General features: G+C 39.7%; 15 protein-coding genes. 2 read left to right on the forward strand and 13 right to left on the reverse strand.

Going from position 1 to position 22,434, the window contains the following annotated elements; genetic code table 11:
- Positions 1-281: 281 nt before the first annotated feature.
- On the forward strand, positions 282-1,262 hold the full coding sequence (locus tag OQX61_RS10620; protein WP_182960312.1) for an acyl-ACP desaturase: 981 nt from the start codon (positions 282-284) through the stop codon (positions 1,260-1,262).
- Positions 1,263-1,359: 97 nt separating this feature from the next.
- On the opposite strand, the gene OQX61_RS10625 is transcribed toward OQX61_RS10620, so the two are convergent.
- The 11 genes from OQX61_RS10625 to pyrR all read right to left on the reverse strand — a co-directional run bounded on the left by OQX61_RS10625 (position 1,360) and on the right by pyrR (position 17,976).
- Positions 1,360-4,752 (reverse strand): methylmalonyl-CoA mutase family protein, encoded by a 3,393-nt coding sequence (locus tag OQX61_RS10625; RefSeq protein WP_265841646.1) that lies wholly within the window; start codon positions 4,750-4,752, stop codon positions 1,360-1,362.
- Positions 4,753-4,947: 195 nt separating this feature from the next.
- On the reverse strand, positions 4,948-6,615 hold the full coding sequence (gene pafA, locus OQX61_RS10630; RefSeq protein ID WP_265841647.1) for an alkaline phosphatase PafA: 1,668 nt from the start codon (positions 6,613-6,615) through the stop codon (positions 4,948-4,950).
- A 123-nt stretch (positions 6,616-6,738) separates the two neighbouring features.
- The gene (locus OQX61_RS10635; protein WP_265841648.1) at positions 6,739-8,025 is read right to left on the reverse strand and encodes a folylpolyglutamate synthase/dihydrofolate synthase family protein; all 1,287 of its coding nucleotides are present in this window, start codon (positions 8,023-8,025) and stop codon (positions 6,739-6,741) included.
- 29 nt (positions 8,026-8,054) lie between these two features.
- Complete coding sequence (locus OQX61_RS10640) at positions 8,055-8,870, reverse strand: energy transducer TonB (RefSeq protein ID WP_265841649.1); 816 nt, start codon at positions 8,868-8,870, stop codon at positions 8,055-8,057.
- The gene (locus tag OQX61_RS10645; RefSeq protein ID WP_265841650.1) at positions 8,870-9,271 is read right to left on the reverse strand and encodes a biopolymer transporter ExbD; all 402 of its coding nucleotides are present in this window, start codon (positions 9,269-9,271) and stop codon (positions 8,870-8,872) included. The genes OQX61_RS10640 and OQX61_RS10645 overlap by 1 nt, the downstream gene beginning before the upstream one ends.
- Positions 9,271-9,981: a MotA/TolQ/ExbB proton channel family protein gene (locus OQX61_RS10650; protein ID WP_265841651.1), complete on the reverse strand. Its 711-nt coding sequence runs from the start codon at positions 9,979-9,981 to the stop codon at positions 9,271-9,273. Before OQX61_RS10650 ends, OQX61_RS10645 begins: the two co-directional genes overlap by 1 nt.
- Before the next feature lie 3 nt (positions 9,982-9,984).
- Positions 9,985-11,574: a hypothetical protein gene (locus OQX61_RS10655; RefSeq protein WP_265841652.1), complete on the reverse strand. Its 1,590-nt coding sequence runs from the start codon at positions 11,572-11,574 to the stop codon at positions 9,985-9,987.
- A 55-nt stretch (positions 11,575-11,629) separates the two neighbouring features.
- The gene (locus OQX61_RS10660; protein WP_265841653.1) at positions 11,630-13,333 is read right to left on the reverse strand and encodes a TonB-dependent receptor; all 1,704 of its coding nucleotides are present in this window, start codon (positions 13,331-13,333) and stop codon (positions 11,630-11,632) included.
- Between the two features lie 10 nt (positions 13,334-13,343).
- Positions 13,344-16,361, reverse strand: a complete 3,018-nt coding sequence (locus OQX61_RS10665) for a tetratricopeptide repeat protein (RefSeq protein WP_265841655.1) — start codon at positions 16,359-16,361, stop codon at positions 13,344-13,346.
- Positions 16,362-16,493: 132 nt separating this feature from the next.
- Positions 16,494-17,426: an aspartate carbamoyltransferase catalytic subunit gene (locus OQX61_RS10670; protein ID WP_265841656.1), complete on the reverse strand. Its 933-nt coding sequence runs from the start codon at positions 17,424-17,426 to the stop codon at positions 16,494-16,496.
- Position 17,427: 1 nt separating this feature from the next.
- Entirely contained in the window at positions 17,428-17,976 is a 549-nt protein-coding gene (gene pyrR / locus OQX61_RS10675; RefSeq protein ID WP_265841657.1) for a bifunctional pyr operon transcriptional regulator/uracil phosphoribosyltransferase PyrR, read from the reverse strand.
- Positions 17,977-18,204: 228 nt separating this feature from the next.
- Between pyrR and OQX61_RS10680 the strand changes: the two genes are divergently transcribed.
- The gene (locus OQX61_RS10680) at positions 18,205-18,693 is read left to right on the forward strand and encodes a DCC1-like thiol-disulfide oxidoreductase family protein (protein WP_265841658.1); all 489 of its coding nucleotides are present in this window, start codon (positions 18,205-18,207) and stop codon (positions 18,691-18,693) included.
- Here the strand turns inward: OQX61_RS10680 and OQX61_RS10685 are convergent.
- Both OQX61_RS10685 and rpsA read right to left on the reverse strand, forming a co-directional pair.
- A complete protein-coding gene (locus OQX61_RS10685) occupies positions 18,688-20,391 on the reverse strand; it encodes a beta-N-acetylhexosaminidase (RefSeq protein WP_265841659.1) in 1,704 nt (567 codons plus the stop codon). The genes OQX61_RS10680 and OQX61_RS10685 overlap by 6 nt on opposite strands.
- A gap of 98 nt (positions 20,392-20,489) precedes the next feature.
- Positions 20,490-22,424 (reverse strand): 30S ribosomal protein S1, encoded by a 1,935-nt coding sequence (gene rpsA, locus OQX61_RS10690; RefSeq protein WP_265841660.1) that lies wholly within the window; start codon positions 22,422-22,424, stop codon positions 20,490-20,492.
- Positions 22,425-22,434: the final 10 nt, after the last annotated feature.

Genomic DNA, 22,434 nt, shown 5'->3' on the forward strand with positions numbered 1-22,434 from the left:
GCATGCAGGATTGTAACTCCATTAGCTTTGTATCTAAGTACTTTGTTCGCTATTCTGGATCCAGCTTAAATGACTTGTAGAATAAGATTACATAGCAACAGCTTTTGGAATGCCTTTATTGAAAACTTATTCTTTTGTATGATGTTATAAGCTTGTAGGGCCAAATTTAATGTTGGGAAAGCTGTATTTTAAGGACCTTAATTGCGAATAAAATAATGGTGCAACGATAGAATATGTAATTTTTGGTTATCTTTGAAACTAATTTAAAACATAAAAAAACAATGAGTTTTTTCGCAGAAAAAAGACGAGAAGTGATGTTACACATCGAGGGCTATATGCTTGAGGTGATGGACACCTACTTGAAACCGATTGACACTAATTGGCAACCTTCTGATTTCTTGCCGGATTCAACCAGTGATACATTTTTCCAGGATATAAAACAGTTACGTGAGAATGCAGATGGGTTATCTTATGACCTTGTTGCTGTCTTAATCGGCGATACCATTACAGAAGAGGCTTTGCCTACTTATGAATCATGGTTAACGATGGTAGATGACATCACTAAAAATGAACAAGGTGGCTGGATGAAATGGGTGCGTCATTGGACTGCCGAGGAGAACAGACATGGAGACTTACTAAATAAATACCTTTATCTTTCAGGACGTGTTGATATGCGCCAGATGGAAATTTCCACTCAGTATCTGATTGCTGATGGATTCGATATAGGCACAGGACATGATCCATATAGAAACTTTGTATATACCAGCTTTCAGGAGTTGGCTACCAATATTTCGCACAGAAGGGTAGCTTCTATGGCTAAGAAAGATGGTGATGTTTTACTTTCCAGAATGTGTGGGGTAATTGCTTCAGATGAAGCTCGCCATGCGAAAGCATACAAAGACTTCATGGCTAAAATATTTGAAGTGGATCCAAATGAAGCAATGGTTGCTTTTGAAGATATGATGCGTAAGAAGATTGTTATGCCTGCTCATTTCCTTCGCGAAATGGGGCTTAAAATCGGACAGACCTTCGGTCACTTTACGGATGCGGCACAGCGTTTAGGCGTTTATACCGCAGTAGACTATGTGGAGATTATGCAACAACTAATTGAAGAATGGAAATTAGACAGTATGCGCGATTTAAATGAAACCGGAGAGAAAGCACGTGATTATATCATGGCTTTACCGAACAGGTTATTGCGTGTAGCAGACAGAATGAAGAATCCTACAATGGATTATAAGTTTAGCTGGATACATTCTTAAAATACCCATAGAAAACAAGAAAGCCTGAATATGATATATTCAGGCTTTCTTGTTTTTATTTCAAATTTAGGATAACCCGGTTCTTTTAGACAGATATCTACATATTTCTTCTGTATTGTCCACCAACTTCGTAAAGCGCATTTGAAATTTGTCCCAAAGAGCATATCTTACATACTTCCATAAGCTCTTCAAAGATGTTTTCGCCAGCTATGGCCGACTTTTGCAACTTTTTGAGTATAGAGGCTGTATGTTCAGCGTTTCTATCCTGGAACGTTTTTAATGCGGTAATCTGGTATTGTTTCTCTTCCTCTGTAGCGCGGATTACTTCTCCGGGAACAACGGTAGGAGAACCATTTTTGTTTAAGAAGGTATTCACCCCCACAATTGGATATTCTCCATTATGTTTTAAGGTTTCGTAGTAGAGACTTTCCTCCTGAATTTTACCTCGTTGATACATGGTTTCCATCGCGCCTAAAACACCACCTCTATCGTTGATACGTTTGAATTCCTGTAATACCGCATCCTCCACTAAATCGGTTAGGTCTTCAATGATAAATGCACCCTGTAATGGGTTCTCATTTTTTGCCAACCCTAATTCACGGTTAATAATGAGCTGAATGGCCATCGCTCTGCGAACAGATTCTTCTGTAGGCGTAGTAATTGCTTCATCGTAAGCATTGGTATGCAGGGAATTACAGTTGTCATAAATTGCATATAGGGCTTGCAATGTGGTGCGGATATCATTAAAATCAATTTCCTGTGCGTGTAATGATCTGCCGGAAGTCTGAATGTGATATTTTAATTTTTGTGAACGGTCGTTGCCTTTGTATTTGTTCTTAATGGCTTTAGCCCAGATCCGTCTGGCCACTCTTCCGATTACGGAATACTCAGGGTCAATCCCATTAGAGAAGAAAAAGGATAAGTTAGGAGCGAAATCATCAATATTCATTCCGCGGCTCAGGTAATATTCTACAAAAGTAAAACCGTTGCTTAAGGTAAAAGCAAGTTGAGATATGGGATTTGCACCTGCTTCTGCAATATGATAACCTGAAATTGATACAGAATAGAAATTACGTACTTTTTCAGTGATGAAATAACTTTGAATATCACCCATCATTCTTAAGGCAAATTCTGTAGAAAAGATACAGGTATTTTGAGCCTGATCTTCTTTAAGTATATCTGCCTGCACGGTTCCTCTGACCGTACTGATAGCGTAGGCTCTGATTTTCGCATAAACTTCTGCAGGCAATACCTGATCACCTGTTACTCCAAGCAACATCAGACCTAAGCCATTGTTGCCTTCTGGTAGTACACCACTATAGCTTGGTCTCTGAATCCCTTTTGATTTATACAGGGTATTGATTTTACCCTCTACTTCTTCCTGAAGGTTATGTTCTATGATGTATTTTTCGCATTGCTGATCTATGGCCGCATTCATAAAGAAACCGAGTAACATTGGGGCAGGACCATTAATGGTCATGGAAACTGAGGTGGATGCTGCACATAGATCAAAGCCGGAATATAGTTTTTTAGCGTCATCTAAGGTGGCAATACTGACTCCTGAGTTACCTATTTTACCATAGATATCTGGTCTGATATGTGGATCTTCACCATATAGTGTTACGGAATCGAATGCGGTAGAAAGGCGGTGTGCTGGCTGTCCCAGGGATACATAATGAAATCTTTTATTGGTTCTTTCCGGACCGCCTTCACCAGCAAACATACGTGTCGGGTCTTCTCCGTCGCGTTTTAGTGGAAAAACACCTGCAGCATAAGGGAATTCTCCAGGTACATTTTCTGTGAGTAGCCAGCGTAAGATATCACCCCAATCTTCGTAGCGGGGTAGGGATACTTTAGGTATTTTTAATTTAGATAAAGATTCATAGAATAAAGGTTGCCTGATTTCTTTATCACGGACTTTATAAACGAAGAATTCTTGTTTGTATTTGATTTTTGTATCTGGCCATTGGCGAATTAATCTTCTACATTCGCTATCCAGTTGTTCCTCCATATGTTGGTAAACATGCTGTAAGGCATCATTGATGTTTGCTGTGCCTGGAAGATCTTTATTTAACTTTTCTTCTTTAGAAAGCTGTGTTACGCCTTGTAGCTGATATAGCTTTCTGGCAATAACGCTTTGCTTTTCGACCCATTCATTATAGGATTGGCTGGCTTCAGCGATCTCTGCGAGGTACCTGATCCGGTCAGGTGGAATGATATAGATTTTCTCAGACTGCGTGGTGCTAAGTTCTATTTGTGCATTAAAATCGATCTTAGTTTTCTCTTTAATTTTATCCATAAGGGCAGAAAAGAGATTATTCATTCCAGGATCATTGAACTGGGAAGCCATGGTGCCGAAAACCGGGATGTCTTCGTCCTTTGCATCAAAGAGGTTGTGGTTGCGTTTGTACTGCTTACGCACATCGCGTAAGGCATCCAAAGCACCACGTTTATCAAATTTATTGATTGCTACCAGGTCGGCAAAATCAAGCATATCAATTTTTTCCAATTGCGTGGCTGCACCGAATTCCGGTGTCATCACATATAGGGAAACATCACAATGTTCTGTTATTTCTGTATCTGATTGGCCAATTCCAGAGGTCTCTACAATAATCAGGTCATATCCGGCAGCTTTGCAGATGTCTATACTCTCTTGTACATTTCTGGAAAGTGCTAGATTTGCCTGTCTGGTGGCCAGGGATCGCATGTAAATTCTTGGATTATTTATGGCGTTCATGCGAATCCTATCCCCAAGTAAAGCGCCACCGGTTTTGCGTTTGGATGGATCCACGGAGATAATGGCCATGGTTTTATCTTTTACTTCCATTAAGAAGCGCCTCACTAATTCATCTACCAGGGACGATTTTCCGGATCCGCCTGTTCCTGTAATACCAAGTACCGGGGCCTGATTTTTTATAGTTAGTTTTTTTAGTTCATCCACAAAAGCTTGTGCTCCTTCAGGATCATTCTCCGCAACAGTAATTGCCGAAGCAATGCTTTTTATATTCTTTTGGGGGATGGTTTTAAGTTCCCCATTCAGACTGGTTACAGTGATGTAATCTGTTTGCTCAAGCATGTTATTGATCATCCCTTGCAAGCCCATTTTCCGGCCGTCATCCGGAGAGTATATTCTTGTGATTCCATATTCCTGCAACTCTGCAATTTCCGATGGAAGGATCACACCACCACCGCCAGCAAAGATTTTGATGTGGGAAGAACCACGTTCCTGCAAGAGGTCATACATGTATTTGAAATATTCAATATGGCCTCCCTGGTAGGAGGTCATAGCAATTCCTTGTACATCTTCCTGAATGGCGCAGTTGACCACTTCTTCTACAGAACGATTGTGGCCAAGGTGTATGACTTCTGCTCCTGAGGATTGAAGGATTCGGCGCATGATGTTAATTGTAGCGTCATGTCCGTCGAATAAAGCTGCTGCAGTTACAAAACGTATTTTATTTTTAGGTTTATAAATCTTGATTTGCTCCATAGAATGGTTTTATAATTGGTAATCAAATGTAACAAAAAACGGGCTTAGGTGGTGAGCATAGCTAAATCAATACAAAAGTAGATGCATAAAAAAAGACCGCCGGGAATATTTGTTCCGGCGGTCTTTTAAATGTATTAATATGGTTAATCAATTACCTCTGAAACCTTTTTGGTTTGAAGATAAATGTTCCTCAATTTATTGGTGGGTTAGTTCTGTGATGGGTTCACCAACACAGCCACTAGGCATTTGTATGTGTAACATAGCAGCTAATGTAGCGGCGATATCTGTCATGTAATGTGTTTTATTAGTTTTTCCAGGTTTTACATTCCAGCCCATGAATACACATGGAATGTGGGAATCATAGGGATTCCATGAACCATGAGTTGTACCTGTTTTGCTACTGCTATCGAAATAATTTGATTGCAGGGTGAAATATATGTCTCCGCTTCTTCTGGCATTGTAACCATTGGCAATTCTTGTTTTGATCGGCTCAGGTAAGCTACTTGCTCCAACTTTATTTAAATCTACGGCATCCATAAAACCAGTTTGAGTTTTTAAGAACTCAATACTGAAAGCTTTAATTGCATCAAAGTCGGCTTTTGCATTTTTGATCAGTTTATGATCAAAATAGATTTGGTTATTCATCGATTTGATGACGGCTTTCTTAATGCCAAAGTTTGCCTCCAAACGTCCATTCAATTCTTTCATAACCGGAGCATCGTCAACTGTACCACCTGGTAATTTGTTTTCGGCCATGAAACCAGGTACATGTGCTGCGCCATGGTCTGCCGATAAGAAAAACAGGTAGTTTCCTTTACCTACTTTATTGTCCAGGTAATCGAAAAAATCTGCAAGGTCTTTGTCTAATCTCAGGTAAGTATCTTCTGCTTCGATAGAGTTAGGACCATATTGGTGACCAACATAATCCGTAGAAGAGCAACTTACGGCAAGAAAATCAGTAATGTTATCTTTTCCAAGATCTTCAGAAAGGATGGCTAATTTAGCCAGGTCTAAGGTCATTGTATTTCCATAAGGCGTACTTTTGATCATCTCATAGTTTTTTCCCATGTATAGTTTCAAAGGATGAGGGAAGGTTGGACTTTGTTCGCCTCTGGCTTTTCCTTCGTAGTTTTTATCGTCTGCTGTACTTTGAGTATAGGTTTCAATAGGATATAGGGTTGGCCAGTTTTTTTCATAAAACTTGTTAACCAGCTTGATTTTGTTGTAATCCTGCATCCATGTTGGCAGTTTAGTCATGTAATAAGTACTGGTAATCCAGTCGCCGGTTTGTCCGTCAAACCAATAAGCTGCATTCGCTGAATGCCCTGCCGGAAGGATAGAACCACGGTCTTTCATCGAAATACCAATTACTTTTCCCTGGAAGTTTGTTGCCAGACGAAGTTCATCAGTAATAGTGGTGGTCAACATATTTTTTGGAGACATCACTCCGGCCATTGTAGTACTGCCAACGCTGGTTACACTGGTGTCTTCCGCGCAATATACGTTGCGTCCTAATTGAGGATCGTACCAGTCGTTACCGATAATTCCATTGATTGCCGGAACAGAACCAGTATAGATACTGGCGTGGCCACAAGCAGTGTAAGTAGGGGTGTAAGGGATGAACGTGTTCTCTGCAGAGAAACCTTCATTGATTAGTCTTTTGAAACCTCCGGTAGAATATCTACTGTAATAACGGTAAAGATAATCCCATCTCATTTGATCGATTACCAGACCAACTACCAGCTTCGGTCTGTCGACTGATGCCGGGAAATCTTTTTTAGAAACAGCAGCTGTTTTCTTTTGTGCCATTGATACACTACAGGTAATAAGCAGTGCAGAAAATAACAGGTAAACTCTTTTCATTCTGTATTAGTTTAAAAGCAAAGATTCGTTTATCAATGAATAAACGAATCATATTTTGGTGTTAATGAATTTTTAAAGGTAGTTAATCGAAGTAGTTATTGACATTACTATTATGTAAAGATTTTATAGTACTTCAGCTACTACAAATGTACTTCCACCTATGAATACCAGGTCATTAGCATTTGCATTGTCTTTTGCCGCATGAAAGGCCAATTGGACGTCAGGAAAGACATCACCAATTAAATGATAATTTTTAGCTTGTTCTGCGAGCTCTGATGCTGGTAATGCTCTTTCTAATTCTGGCTGACAGAAATAATAATGTGCATCTGTCGGCAACAACTTCAAAACGCCACTTATGTCTTTATCTTTTACCATCCCGATGACAATGTGTAACTGATCATGAGGGGTATCATTGATGTTTTGCATGACTTCTGTAATGCCCGCTGTGTTATGCCCGGTGTCACAAATCACTAATGGGTTTTCGCTTAGGGTTTGCCATCTTCCTTGCAATCCGGTTAGTCCTTTTACATTCTTTAGCGCAGTATAAACCGCCGCCTCTTCAATTTGAAAACCTTGTTGTTTTAAGATTTGAATGGCTTCAATAACGGTCAGAATATTTTTACGCTGGTAAGCACCATTAAGGTCTGATTCCAAATGCGGATAAACCGGAATTTCTCCATTGGAGATTGCTACATCCAGGTATTTTCCTGTTTTTTGAAGCTGCTGAAGTTGTAATTCCTGGTCTGCAAAATAGATAGGACTATTGGTTTCTAAAGCTTTCTGAATAAATATTTTTTCAGTTTCCGTTTGCGTTTCTCCGATGACTACAGGAACACTTTTTTTTATAATTCCAGCTTTTTCAGTTGCAATTTCCTCCAGGGTATTCCCCAGTATATTGGTATGGTCAAGACTGATATTGGTAATCACGGAAAGTTCCGGGGTAATGATATTGGTAGAATCAATCCGACCGCCAAGGCCAACTTCGATGATGGCGATATCTACTTCCGCCTTTTCAAAGTGAGAAAAAGCCATGGCTACTGTGACCTCGAAAAACGAAGGTTGAAGTTCTTCCATTAAGCTTTTCTGGTCTTCCACAAAATCAATCACAAAAGCTTCGGGGATCATCTCCCCGTTAATTCTAATGCGTTCCCTGAAATCTTTGAGGTGAGGAGAGGTGTAAAGTCCCGTTTTGTATCCGGCCTGTTGAAGGATTGCCGCAAGCATATGTGAAGTGGAACCTTTGCCATTGGTTCCACCTACATGTATGGTTTTGAACTTATCCTGTGGATTTCCCAGTTGATCGCACATGGCGATAGTGTTGTGCAGGTCTTTTCTATAGGCTACAGGGCCAACACGAGTAAACATGGGTAGTTTACTGTATAAGTAATCGAGGGTTTGTTTATAGTTCATTTTGGAGTTCTACAAAGAATACCAGGGTTTTATTTTACCTTAAAATTGAATACTACCACACCGATTTGAACATCAGGGGCATTATCTGCCTGCGTTAAACGAGCGCCCATTACGGCTTCTTTACATTTTCGCCATAGCTCTCTGTCGTTAAGCGTAGTCCCTTTAACACCTGGTGTTGCATCGATTACTACACCACTTTTATTGATTTTTATCCTTACCGCAATTTTTCCGGTTTTCTGACCATCATCTTGTGGTGTAACTAAATTGGTGAATTTTCTAAGTGCAATTGGAGTTTCGCCAAATCCGGATCCGCCTTCGCCGTAATTATTGGCTAATGGATCACCATCTTTGTCGCCTTGATTTCCGGGAGTTGTACCGGTTCCATCACCGCCACCAGTACCTTTATTGGCTTTACCTTTATAAAGGGCATTTTGGTTGATGACAGGCTTTGCAGGTTTACTCTCTACCGTTGCAGTAGGAGCTGCTTTCTTAGTGCTACTTTTTGTGTTTACGCTAACGGCATCCTCGGTACTTTGTGTTACAATTTCTTTAGTACTATTTTCCTGGGTAGGCGTCTCCTTGGTAGGCTCTGCCGGAACCACTTTATCCGGTGCTTTTTGATTGGCATTCGGATCCGCAGAAGGTTCTTCAATACTGGTATAATCGGACCCCATTCCTGTTACAGAGGTTCCGTAGTTGACTACCATACCACCCATACCTGCTTCCACAGGAGGCTGGAATGACCCAATCACAATGAAGAAGCTCAATGCGATGAGGGCAATCATAATACCAGTAGAGATGGCTACTGCTTTAGGATAATTATTTTCTTCCTTTGGGTACGTCATTATTTCTTAGGTTCTACAGCGAGTACAACTTTAAGTTTTAATTTGTTAGCTACATCAAATACCAGCATGGTATTTTCGATGGAAACTCCTCTGGCTACGTATAATACGATAGTCAGATCTGGAGATGCTTTCTGGTAAGTTTCAATTGCTGCTTGAATACCTTCAAGAGATGTACGTTCTTTATCTACATAATAATTCAACTTTTCATCTATGGATACAGTAACAGTTTTCTGTGCAGCGGATTGTTGTCCGGATTCCGATCTTGGCAATAACAGTTTTACCACCTGAGGATTCACTGCGGCTGATGCCAGCAGGAAAAACAGCATGAGGAAGAACATGATATCATTCAGTGCGGAAGTATGAACCTCTACGGTTCCTTTATTTCTTTTACGTAGATTCATTATTTTCCTGGCTCCTCTAATAGATCGATGAACTCAATAGCGTCAGTTTCCATTCTTAAGATGATACGTTCTACCATCATGTTCAGGATATGATACAATACATAAGCGATAATACCGATGATCAAACCAGTTGCAGAAGTAATCATTTTAGTATAAAGACCACCAGAGATGGTTCCGATTTCGATGGCTCCTTTAATGGATACATCATGGAAAATAGTGATTACACCAATAATTGTACCTACGAAACCAAGCATCGGTGCAATACCGGCAATGATCCCAAGGATACCAATGTTTTTCTCCAGTTTAGATACTTCCAGTTTACCGTTGTTTTCAATTGCAGCTTCGATGTCTTTGATTGGGCGACCGATTCTTTTCAATCCTTTTTCCAACATTCTGGCAAGCGGAGAGCTGTTGTTTCTACATAAGGTAATGGCATTATCCAGTCTGCCTTCATGAATATATTGTTTAATGTGAAGCATTAGATTTGACTCTGTTTTAGAGGCTTTTCTGATGGTCAGGTATCTTTCAACAAAAATAACCAGGCCTGCAAATGCAAGGAAGGCCAGGGGAATCATTACCCATCCACCTTTAAAAAGTAAGTCGATGAAGTGTAGTTCGGGAGCTGCTGCAGTTACGGCTTGAGTGGCGTTATTAGCGGTATCAACAATTTGGTTAAGGCTATCATTAGCACCCTGTATTAATGCGATCATAATTTATAATGGTTTGTTTGTGTGTATGTATAAATCTTTAATGCCTAATTTTTTCTCCAATGCAGGTTTTTCCGCATAGGCACTGTTATAGTCATTAAACGTTGCAATGCTGATTTTTATTTTCTTTTTCCCTGGAACAGGAGGAATAGCCTTCGCATTTAATCCCAGCGTTTTCATTTGGGCAATAAAGCGATCGGCTTCTTTTTGATTGGCTACTGAGGCGCCAATAAGTTCAAAAGTAGTTCCGGTTTGCGGCACGGGAGCATTGGCCTGTGCAGCTTTAGGGTCATTAACTACGGCTGTTCCTGCAGGTTTTGCAGTTGCAAGCGTATCTTTTCTCAGCGTATCATTTAATGCTAAAGTATTCTTTAGGCTATCCGAAGAAGCGAGCGAATCGGCTGCTTGTACGGTGTTTTGGACAGTTATAGGGGCAATGACCGGATTTTTGCCCATTTTTAAAATGGGATCGAAAAGATCAGGGCGGATAAAATACCCGGCTACCAATCCAATAAGAATTAGTAAAAGTGCGATTAGGATTTTTAGATAAAGGGGTATCCCGGCTCTTTCCGCAGGCTCATCATTAGAATTATAGAAACCTCCGTTACTCAGGAGCTCTTTTTCAATTGCTGACGTTGGACTACTTACTGATATTGGAGGAATGATCGGAGGAATCGGCACATCAACAGTTTTACTGGCTTGTGCATAGATTTCGTTAATACTCGGACGAGTAACTACAGGTTCTTCAAATATAGCCTTTGGTTGCTCTTCGATATTTCCAATACTCTCAATTTCAGGTTGTGCAACTGGTTGTTTTGGTACTTCAACCTCTGCGATTTCTTCAAAAACAGGTTGTTCATCCTGCTCAGGAATTACCTCTTTTTCTGGTGTTGCCGGAAGTTCCGCTATTGCTGATAGTTCTGGTGTTGAAGGAAGTTCAGTGGATTCAACGATTTGTTCATAGGCGATGTTTTCTACTCCTTCATTAGTTAGCAATGCTTCTTCGTCTGGCAATGATTCTTCCTCTGTTACCTCTTCAATAACCGGAGGGATTGTTGACTCATCTCTAAGGTCAGCATTGCTGTTTTCAAGATCCAGCTGTTCTTCTGTCAGATGACGTTCTTCCTGTTGTTGCTCAGTTTCTGAGGCAGTTAGCGTATCATTGACCACTTCAGAAACTACTGGTGCTGAAAGTTCATCTTTGACAGGTGGTAAACCATAAAAATCAAAACCGAAGTTTTGATCATTTAAGGGCTTAAAGCTAAGTGTTCCTGAAGATTGATATAAAGTGCCGAGGGGCGCTAAACTGGCTTCCTGATGTTCATCAAGTTGTTTTTTTATTTCTTCAACAAACTGATCTACAAAATAACTGGCGGAGTCCGGAGATATATTTCTATGCTTACAGATATGGTCAATGAGCAATTTTTGCTCCAGTACTTCCGGATTGAAGTCCAGCACAAAGCTGGGCGGCAAAAAGGAATGTGTTGCTGCATCATACCTTCCCGGAGATTTCTTTTTATAGATCGTTCCAAGTCCGGGGATCCCAACCTCTTTACGGGTTTTAATAAGTACTGTAAGGTATGATAACATGTCCATTCTGGTAAAATTAAATTTTAATTCTATATCCACCAATTATTAAATCGAAAACCGCTTAGAAGGAATAAGTTAATCCTCCAAAGATGTTAGTTCCGATAGTTGGGTAGTAAAGATATCTGCTGTAAGAAGAGTTGAACAGGTTGTTTGCTCTTGCAAAAGCAGAAAACTTGTTGTTGATCTTATAGCTGGCACCAACGCCAAGATCTACAAAACCTTTAACACTTACAATAGTCTCATTTGATGGATCAGGAATTACATAAGGACTAGCCGGGGCAACGGTATATAATTTTGCTTTACTAGCATCCTGAATAGCTACCGAAGCATTTAATGCAATTTTATCTGTTACGTTAAATAATAAATCAGAAGTGATTCTCATTTGAGGTTTAAACCAACTTGCTGATTCCTGTGCTGGCTGGTAATCTTCGAAATTTAATTTACCAGTCCATTTCAATGAATTGCTCACCTGAACGGAGATTTCACCTTCTAAACCGGTCATTGTGGTGTTCCCAAAATCATAGATCACATCAAAGCGGCTAGGGTTTGCAAAGTTGTTTACGAATAAGGCCATATCAGAAATCTTCTTGTGATATACCCTGGCTTTGTAGCCAAATCCCGGACCACCTGTACCTTTGATACCAGCACTGAACGACAATTTCTCAACAGAGTTTTTGATGTCGATATTGGCATTCAGGAATGGATTTTCATCGCTGAATTGTTTTAAAGAATTACGGTTTACATCACCTTTAACTTCTGCAAACAATTGCAGGTAATCAGGAATCAGGGTTAAATCTGCAGTAACGGCAGGGAAGATTCTGCTTTTCGAGAAAGCACCAAATTCCTGTACGAAGTTAATTCCTGCATTGATTTTAACGCCATTGGCTTCTAACCTGATGTAAGGGTTTAATTTCAAAAGGTTATTGCTTACGCTGGTCAACGCATCTTTGGTGTTTCCAAATTCTGTTGAAGCGGCAAGACCTAAGTTGAAGCTGCTGATTCTTTTGTTCACATAACCATTTACAATGACAGAGTTTTCTTTGGCAGCATACTTATCATTCCATAGGTATCCGTTTAATTTAACGGCATAGCTTAAGGCATCCGGATCATCTGTAAACTTGTTTACAATTTCACCTTCTGCTTCAATAAAGCTTAAGGTTTGTTTTTCCGGGTTTAGGTTTAACTCTGGTTTTGCAGGGTTAAATCCATAGAAAAATAAACCATTTCTTTGGTAGTTGACGCGACCACTCATGGTCACAACCTCACCAATACTTCTTCCAAAAACGCTCAATTGTTGTTGGTTAACTTCTTGTCCTGCCAGCTTACCTTTCTGACCGAAGTGCTTAAAGAAAGCACCTGCCTGCAAAGCTTCATCTCTACCAAGGTTAATGTAAGCCTCACCGAGTACCGTAGTACGGATACCGAAGCCACCTTTCAGATAGTTGTTGATCAATTCTGTTTCTCTTTCTTTAGCTACCTGCTGTGCCTGTAGTTTATTGATGTCAGAATTTAGTTCCAGTTTCCTGTCGGTCAGACTATAATTGAATTTAGCTTTATAAGTCTTTACAGTATTTAAATCCGGACTTCTTCTCAGTTTAACGGCTTCTGCCAGTACTGGTTTATAAGGACGTACAACTTCAATTTCTTCCGTTACGGCTTTTTCTTCAGTTTTCTTATCAGTAGTTTTTGTATCCTGTGCCAATGCGTTTAGAGATCCGGCAGTCACAAAAAGTAGGGTGCTATATATTAATTTCGTCAATCTCATCGTGCTTGTCTTATTTAATTTTCTTTAATTTTTCCTTAGCAGTCGGTACAATATCATCTTTACCATCATAGTTGTCTATCAGGCTCAGTAATGTACTTTTCGCTTGTAAATTATCTTTTAATGCGACATAGTTGTCTGCTAAGAGGATGAAAGCTTTCGCCACCCAGTAATCATAAGAAGACATATTGTTGATCAGGTCAAAACAGGTTTTTGTAGAAGTTTTGTACTCTTTTTTTGCATATTGAATGGCAGCAAGATTGTATTTCGCTTCGGCAGCGGCCAGTGTTTTAGTTTTTTCTACCACATTGTTGAAGGCTTTTACGGCTTGCGTCGTATCTGCTTTCACTAAGTAAGCCTTACCTGCATACAGGTCAGAACTGCTTTTCTCTTCCTGTGAAGACTTATCAGATTCCTTGATCAAGGCTACATACTTGATCACATCATCCGGCATATTTAATGCACTGTAAGCTTTCAACAAGTTGTTGATGGCATAAGTATAATGCACTTTATAATCGGCAGTTGTTTCTAATCTTTTCAGGTAAACAATTGCTTCATTATATTTTTGTTGATCCAGGAATAACTTTGAGATACTCACTAATGAGCGTTCTGTATAATCACTGGTCCAGTCGTTCAGGATATATTCATAATCAGGAATCGCTTCATCAGGTCTTCCTAATTTCACCAATGATTCTGCTCTTACAAATTTGGCTTCTTTATCATGGATGGCTTTAGGGAACTTATCAAAATAAGCATTTACCGCTTCAAAAGCACCTTTCGCATCACCTTTCAGGTAACGGTTGTTGGCACCCTGGAATACGATGTTATCTTGCTCAGCAATAGAGAAATCACCGATAGGTGTAGTTTTGGCATAGCCGATGAAAGCTTCTGAATCACCTTTATCTACATAAATATTTTTAATAGATTCCAATGCTTGTTTGGCTTCTTCGCTACTTGCATAGTCGGCAATAACCTTTTTAAACGTTTCTAAAGCTGCATCATCCTGATCCTGGTTGTATTGAACCAAGCCGATGGTTACTAAGGCACGTGGCACATAACTACTGTGTGGATACTGGCTGATTAATGCAGTTAGGTCAGTTTTAGACTTGTCAAGATCACCTTTGTTGAAGTAAGTATAAGCAGTTTCAAAACCGGCATCATCCGCATAGTTTGACGTCGGGAATTGCTTCAGCAAACTCTGCATGGTATTGATCTTTTCATCGTTCTGATTCTCTAAGCCCTGAATCATTCCGCGTTGAAACAATGCGTAATCTTCTCCGGTTGCTTTGGAAGCGATGATTTTATTGTAGTTGACCAACGCATTGCCATAGCTCTTATTCACGAAATAAGAATCGGCCAATCTGATGGTTGCATCATTTACAGTTTTCGCATCCTTATCATTTCCTTTCAGGAAGCGTTCAAAATAGGCAGCAGCTTTTCCATAACGCTCATCTTCGAAAGCGGCATAGGCCAATGCATAATTTGCGAAGTTATAAACTTCAGTTTTATCGGCTCCCGGCATTTCCAGAAACTGTTCGAAAGTTTTCACTGCTTCTCCGAATTTTCTCAATTCGTAGCTGGCTTCTGCTTTCCAGTAAGTGTTCAGTGCATGGATTTCCTGATCTTCAGGGAACTTCTCTGAGCGCAGGAACATAGATAGTGCATTCGGGAATGCGCGTTCATTGTAGAACTCTAAACCTCTGAAATAAGTCACTTTCTGATAAGCTTCCTTAGCTTCAGGAGATTTATCCGGAATAGGCTCCAGAATATCAATTGCTGCCTGGTAGTTTTTGCTGGTTAACAGAATCTCTCCCAACAAAGTTTTGGCTTCATTCGATTTGCGCGATTTAGGGAATTGCTTCAGGAAACTCTGTGTAGATTCCAGTGCCTGCTGATTGAAATCAAGCTCATAGCTTAAGCGGGCATAATTTATCCATGCCTCTTCCTGTATGAACTTATCGAAATCAAGTCTTGAAGATCTAAAGAAGGCACTACGTGCTTTTTCTTTATTTTTCAATTGAATGAAAGAACGACCCAGCGTATACATACCACTTTGCAGGTACACATCATCTGTGTCTAGTTTTTCAAGAATTGCTACAGCTTCCTGGTATCTTTTCAGCTGAAACAATGAATAACCGTACTGATAGATAAACAAGTTGTTTTTAACTTCAGATTTACTTTTCGAATAGTATTCCTGGAAATACTTCTCTGCATTGGTATAATCAGATTTAGCGAAATAAGAGGCCGCAATCAAGCTAAGCATTTCTGCCTCATACTGTTGTTTTGTGGTCTTTAAAATAGGAACGGCATAACTGAGCACATCATCGTAGCGCTCATCCAGGTAATACATTGAAGTGATGTAATAAGGATAGCTTTCTTCGTAAGTAGGAGAGCCTTTCAACTTTTCAAAGTTGGCCAATGCAGTTTTATATTCTTTGTTCAGGTAATTGATATAGGCGAAATAATAAGTCGCACTTTCCTGATACGGAGATTTTTCTTTTTTAACAGCTTCAAATAATGGTTCTGCTTTTTCGATGTCTTTCAACATGAAATACGCGTATCCTTGTTTGAATTGATATTCCAGACGTTGTTTCTGAGAAAGGGTAGAAGGGTCAGTTTTTTCGAACCAATCTAATGCTTTTTGATAGTTTTCCTGAGCGAAATACGATTTACCAACATGGAAATAAGCAAGTTTAGTATTTGCATTTAGGGGATAATCCTTAATAAATTTCTGAAAAAGACTTTCTGCGTCGTTGTTTCCTAGTTCTAAAGCACAAACGGCAGCATAGAACTTCGCATTTTCTTTGAGCAAGGACAGTTCAGAATTACTTTCTTGTTGGGCATCTGCTTTTTGACGGGCTTTATCTACCAACCTAAATTGTTCGGCTGCTGCAACGTATTTTTCATTGTCCAGTAACTCCAGACCTGTTCGATAATTTTCATTGAGGTAAACTAGTCTGCTGGACTGCGCATAGCTAGTTGTAAAGCTACCTGCTAAGAATAGCGGAATAAAAAGGTATTTTTTCTGCATCTGGTTTCAAATATGGTTGCTACGAATATAAAAATAGTATTAGGTCTTGTCAGCATAAGAAACTAACAACTGTTGATAACACTGGCTTTAACGAAAAGAAAACAAGAATGTTATATAAAACTTTTCGAAGTTTTAATCTCTCTGAGAAGCAAGCAGATAAAGTACTGCCATTCTCACAGCAACACCGTTTTCTACCTGTTCAAGGATAATAGATTGCTTGCTGTCTGCGACATCACTGGTAATCTCTACGCCACGGTTAATCGGGCCAGGGTGCATTACAATGATTTCTTTGTCCAGGTTGTCCAGGATTTGTTTGTTTAAGCCATACATCATGGCATATTCTCTTTGGGAAGGGAAGTATTTGATGTCTTGTCTTTCCAGCTGGATGCGTAGCATATTGGCTACATCACACCAGTTTAAAGCTTTGATCAGGTTGTGTTCTACTTTTACGCCTAAACTCTCAATGTGTTTGGGAATCAGTGTAGTCGGACCGCATACCATCACTTCTGCGCCTAACTTTTGCAGGCAAAGAATGTTGGATATGGCTACCCTTGAGTGTAGGATATCACCTACAATCACTACCTTTTTACCTTCAATATCACCTAGTTTCTGGCGGATAGAGAAAGCATCTAAAAGTGCTTGCGTAGGATGTTCATGTGCGCCGTCTCCAGCGTTCACGATTTGTGCATTGACATGCCTGCTCAGGAACTGACCAGCTCCCGCATAAGGGTGTCTCATCACTACCAGGTCCACTTTCATGGCCAGGATATTATTTACCGTATCAATCAGCGTTTCACCTTTACTTACCGATGAGGAAGAAGCGGCGAAATTGATGGTATCAGCAGAAAGTCTCTTTTCTGCAAGTTCAAAAGACAGTTTTGTACGCGTTGAATTTTCAAAGAAAATATTCGCAATCGTGATGTCTCTCAAAGCAGGAACCTTTTTAATCGGTCTGTTGATTACATCTTTAAAATTATCTGCAGTTTGTAAGATCAATTCGATATCATTTCGGTTAATATCTTTGATACCTAAAAGATGTCGGGTTGATAATTTTTCTTCTGCCATGTTATTTAATGCTTTCTGATATTAAGATTACTTTGTCTTCTCCTTCTGTTTCTTTCCAACTCACTTTCACGTGTTGTGAATTTAAGCTGTCCACCTGCTGACCGATATAATCGGGTTCGATAGGTAGGTGCCTTGAAAAACGCCTGTCGATCAAGACCATGAGTTCTACCCGCGCAGGTCGGCCGTAAGCCAATAATGCATCCATGGCAGAACGTATGGTACGTCCGGTCCACAATACATCATCGATGAGGATTACGTTCATCCCTTCAATAATAAAATCTATGGTGTTGGCGTTGGCGGCAACGAGGCCGTCCTTCCTTCTAAAATCATCACGGAAGAAGGTAATATCAAGATTGCCTTTCTTTATCGTGGTTTTCTTAAGGATTTGGGACAGTTCATTTTGCACTCTATCGGCAAAATAACTGCCTCTTGGCTGAATGCCAATTAAAACAGTATTTGAAAAATCGTTATGGTTCTCAATTAATTGATGACAAAGTCTCTTAATTGTGATCTGGAATTTCTGACCGTCTAGCAGGGTTCTTTTTTGCATTGACTAAAGGATTGGTCAAATATAACAAAATGTTCCAACTCTGTAAAGTTGAAACGGGAATTTTTGCATCTGATTTGAGTAAATTCAACAGATTTCAAGCCTAAAACTCTTTAAGTGTCTTATTTATAAAACTATAGATTCCCCGCCCGAATTAAAATTTATCTTTGTCTGATTTCAGTAATGGAACAATGTTTGAATATTGATACTCTTTAAGGTAAATGCAGGCAAATGAATGAGAATAGGGAACATGGACTGATATTTTTTGACGGAATTTGTAATCTATGTAATCATACTGTGCAGTTTATTATCAAAAGAGATCAGCAGGATTATTTTCGTTTCGCCGCACTGCAAAGCGACGTTGCAAAAGATCAATTGACATTGCTAAATGACGGCAAGGATAAAATTGCTGCACATGAATCTAATCAGCAAACATTAAAGTCACCAGCGAATCAGGAGAAAGTTGTAGTGTCTAATCAGCAAGCGCTAAATACCATTGTCCTATTGGAGGGTGGGAAAGCCTATTACCGTTCTACTGCTGCACTACGTATAACGAAAAGGCTTGGCGGACTATGGCCAATGCTCTATGCCCTGATCATCATTCCATCGTTTATCAGAGATTTCTGCTATCAGCTGATTTCAAAAAACAGGTATCGCATTTGGGGCAGGCAAGAAAGCTGTATGATCCCATCGCCGGAGCTAAAATCAAAGTTTCTATAAAACGTACCTTCTGCTATACCTGATACCCATAAAATCATACCTCCTTAGCTGTTGTTTGAGTCTCTCCTGAAAAGCCGGGAAATTACGTTTCGACTTCGGACTCCACAGGACCTCAGACAATGCATCTAAGCGGGGAAACAGCATATACTCCACTTTCGCTGGATTTGTGATGTATTCCGTCCATAAGTTACCTTGTGCACCCCAGATGTATCTGGCTTCCGCAGGAGTCAGCACAGCAGGTACAGGTTCATAATTGTACACATCAGCTAATGGCAAAAATCTGGCAGCAGTTAAAGAATCGTCCTTTAAGAATTGGGAGTGATTGAAATACATAAAGTTCTCTGGTGTCATGATCACCTTATGTTTTTGTTTCGCAGCGGCGATTCCACCTTTTTCTCCACGCCAGCTCATGACGATTGCATTTGGTGCAAGGCCGCCATCTAAAATCTCATCCCAGCCAATAATCGTTTTTCCTTTACTATTCACAAACTTTTCAATCCTATGGATGAAGTAGCTTTGCAAACCATTTTCATCTTTTAAGCCTTTCTCTTTAATGAGTTGCTGAGAAAAGGCAGACTGCTTCCACCAGATCTTCGAACACTCATCTCCGCCAATATGAATATAAGGGGAGGGGAATAACGCCATTACTTCTGTGAGTACTTCCTCCAGAAAATTAAACGTTTGCTCAGAAGGGAGTAATACATTATTGAATTTATTGAAGATACCCCAGGTTTCTGCTACCTTCTTCGATAGTTTTGGGGTAGTACTCAATTCCGGGTAAGCGGCAAGCACGGCCATACTATGACCTGGCATTTCAATTTCCGGGATAATGGTGATATACCGGTCTGCGGCATATTTGATCACCTCTTTTACTTCGGTTTGCGTATAATACCCGCCATGTCTGATCTTGTCGTTTCCTTTTCCCGGATATAGCCCGATAATGGAACCATCCCTCCAGGCACCAACAGTGGTTAAGCGGGGATGTTTTTTGATCTCTATCCGCCATCCATGGTCGTCGGTTAAGTGCCAGTGGAAATAATTCAGCTTATGCATGGCGAGGTAATCAATGTATTTTTTAACAAAGTTTACATCGAAAAAGTGTCTGCTCACATCCAGGTGCATTCCACGGTAAGCGAAACGGGGATAGTCCGTAATGCTGACTGCCTTTGCCTGTAGAGGAACAGGCTTTGCGGAAGGAGGCAACAGCTGAATCAGGGTCTGAATTCCGTAAAATACACCTGCCGGCGAAGCGGAACGAATAGCTACAGACTGACTTAAAACATCCAGCATATATTTCTCCGGATTTTTGGAGGTGTTTTTTTCTATAATAAGTGCTGATTTAGCCAGACCAACTACCTGAGTAGGGTTTTGTTTAGTGATTAAAGCTTTAACCAGACTTTCCTGCGAAGGGTCCTCTCTGATCAGGTTGATTACATTCTTCCTGTTGGCATCGACCACTGTAGTCAGCGTTAAATCCAGTAAATAATGTTTTTTAATAAAGTTGATGAAGAATTCTGCCGAAGGCCGAAGACTGCTGTCGCTGATGAAAACCTGCGTACTATGATTGGCTATCGTAAAATTATCTGTTGTTTTTCCTGCTTTCATTTCCACAGGATTTGGGATGATTGCAGGAGCCTGGGCAATACTACTCAGCTGAAAGCAAAGCAGGCAGCTCAGCATTGAAATTAATATTTTCATAAAAGACGGGTAAAAAGCGGGGGTATTGATATCGGGGCAAAATAGCAAAAAAAAAGGCATCCCGTAATGGGATGCCTTTAATATATTAGCTTAAAAGATTATTTAGCTTTGTTTTTGCTTTCTTCACCTTCCATTTGCTCTTTTAATTGAGCAAGTACGCCTAGATCGCCAAGAGTTGATTTCTCAACTGAATCTTTAACTTTCTTAACTGCAGTGTTTGAAGCTTTAGCTTCTTTTTTCTTAGTAGCTCTTTCTTCAGCAACAGCTTCAGCTTTAGCCTCTTCCCAGATACGGGCATGAGAAACAACGATACGTTTAGCATCTTTGTTAAACTCAATGATTTTGAAATCATTAGTTTCTTCAGCTTTGATAGTTGTTCCGTCTTCTTTAGCCATGTGTTTAGTTGGAACGAATCCTTCTACACCATATGGTAAAGCAATAACAGCACCTTTATCAGTTACTTTAACAACAGTACCCTGGTGAATTGAATCTAACGTGAAGATAGTTTCAAAAGTATCCCATGGGTTTTCTTCCAGTTGTTTGTGACCTAAGCTCAATTTGCGGCTTTCAACATCTAATTCAAGAACAACTACGTCTAATGTATCACCTACTTTAGTGAATTCGTTAGGGTGGTTAACTTTTTTAGACCATGAAAGATCAGAGATATGGATTAAACCATCAATACCTTCTTCAATTTCCACGAATACACCGAAGTTAGTCATGTTTTTAACTACAGCAGTATGTTTGCTTCCGATAGGATATCTTTCAGCAACATTTTGCCAAGGATCTTGAGTTAATTGCTTAATACCTAAGCTCATTTTGCGTTCGTCTCTGTCTAAAGTTAATACTTCAGCTTCGATTTCATCGCCAACTTTCAAGAATTCTTGTGGGCTACGTAGGTTTTGTGACCAAGACATTTCTGATACGTGGATTAAACCTTCAACACCAGGAATGATTTCTAAGAAAGCTCCGTAATCAGCAACAGTAACAATTTTACCTTTAACCTTAGAACCAACAGCTAAGTTAGTATCTAAAGATTCCCAAGGGTGTGGAGTCAATTGTTTTAATCCTAATGCAATACGTTTTTTCTCATCATCAAAGTCAAGAACAACAACGTTGATTTTCTCATCTAAGCTTAATACTTCTTTTGGATGCTCTATGCGGCCCCAAGAAATATCAGTGATGTGAAGTAAACCATCAACACCACCTAAATCGATGAATACACCGAAATCAGTAATGTTTTTAACAGTTCCTTCTAATACCTGACCTTTTTCAAGTTTAGATACGATTTCAACTTTTTGGCTTTCTAAATCGTCTTCGATTAAGATTTTATGAGAAACTACTACGTTTTTAAACTCATGGTTGATCTTAACAACTTTGAATTCCATTGTTTTACCCACGTATACATCGTAATCGCGGATAGGTTTGATGTCAATTTGTGAACCAGGTAAGAAAGCTTCAACACCCATGATGTCAACGATAAGACCACCTTTAGTACGGCTTTTAACAAATCCGTTGATGATTCTGTCATTGTCAAGAGCCTCATTAATAGACTCCCATGATCTTTGGGTTTTAGCTCTTTTACGAGATAAAATTAATTGACCGTTTGCGTCTTCAGGAGCTTCCACGAATACGTCAACGGTATCACCAATTTTCAAATCAGGTGTATCACGGAACTCAGAAGTAGATACTAATCCGTCAGATTTAAATCCTACGTTTAATACTACGTCTTTATTGTTGATAGACACAACAATACCGCTGATGATTTCACCTTGGTTGATTTGATTGAAAGTATCGGTATACATGTCTTCAAACTTCTTACGGTCTTCATCAGAGTATTTTCCGAAAACTTTATCATCTGCATCCCAGTCAAAATCCTGATCAGGTGTTGCTAATGATGATTTGATCTTTTCGATCGACACTGAATCAGCTTCTGATTCAATGATCTCTTTTTCAGTGAGACGAGCGTCTGCACCTTGTAATTCGGCTTTTTTAGCCTCTAGTTCTTTTTCTGCTACTTGTTTTTTAGCCATTAAAATTTAA

The sequence above is a fragment of the Pedobacter sp. PLR genome (assembly GCF_026239675.1).
Lineage (GTDB): Bacteria > Bacteroidota > Bacteroidia > Sphingobacteriales > Sphingobacteriaceae > Pedobacter.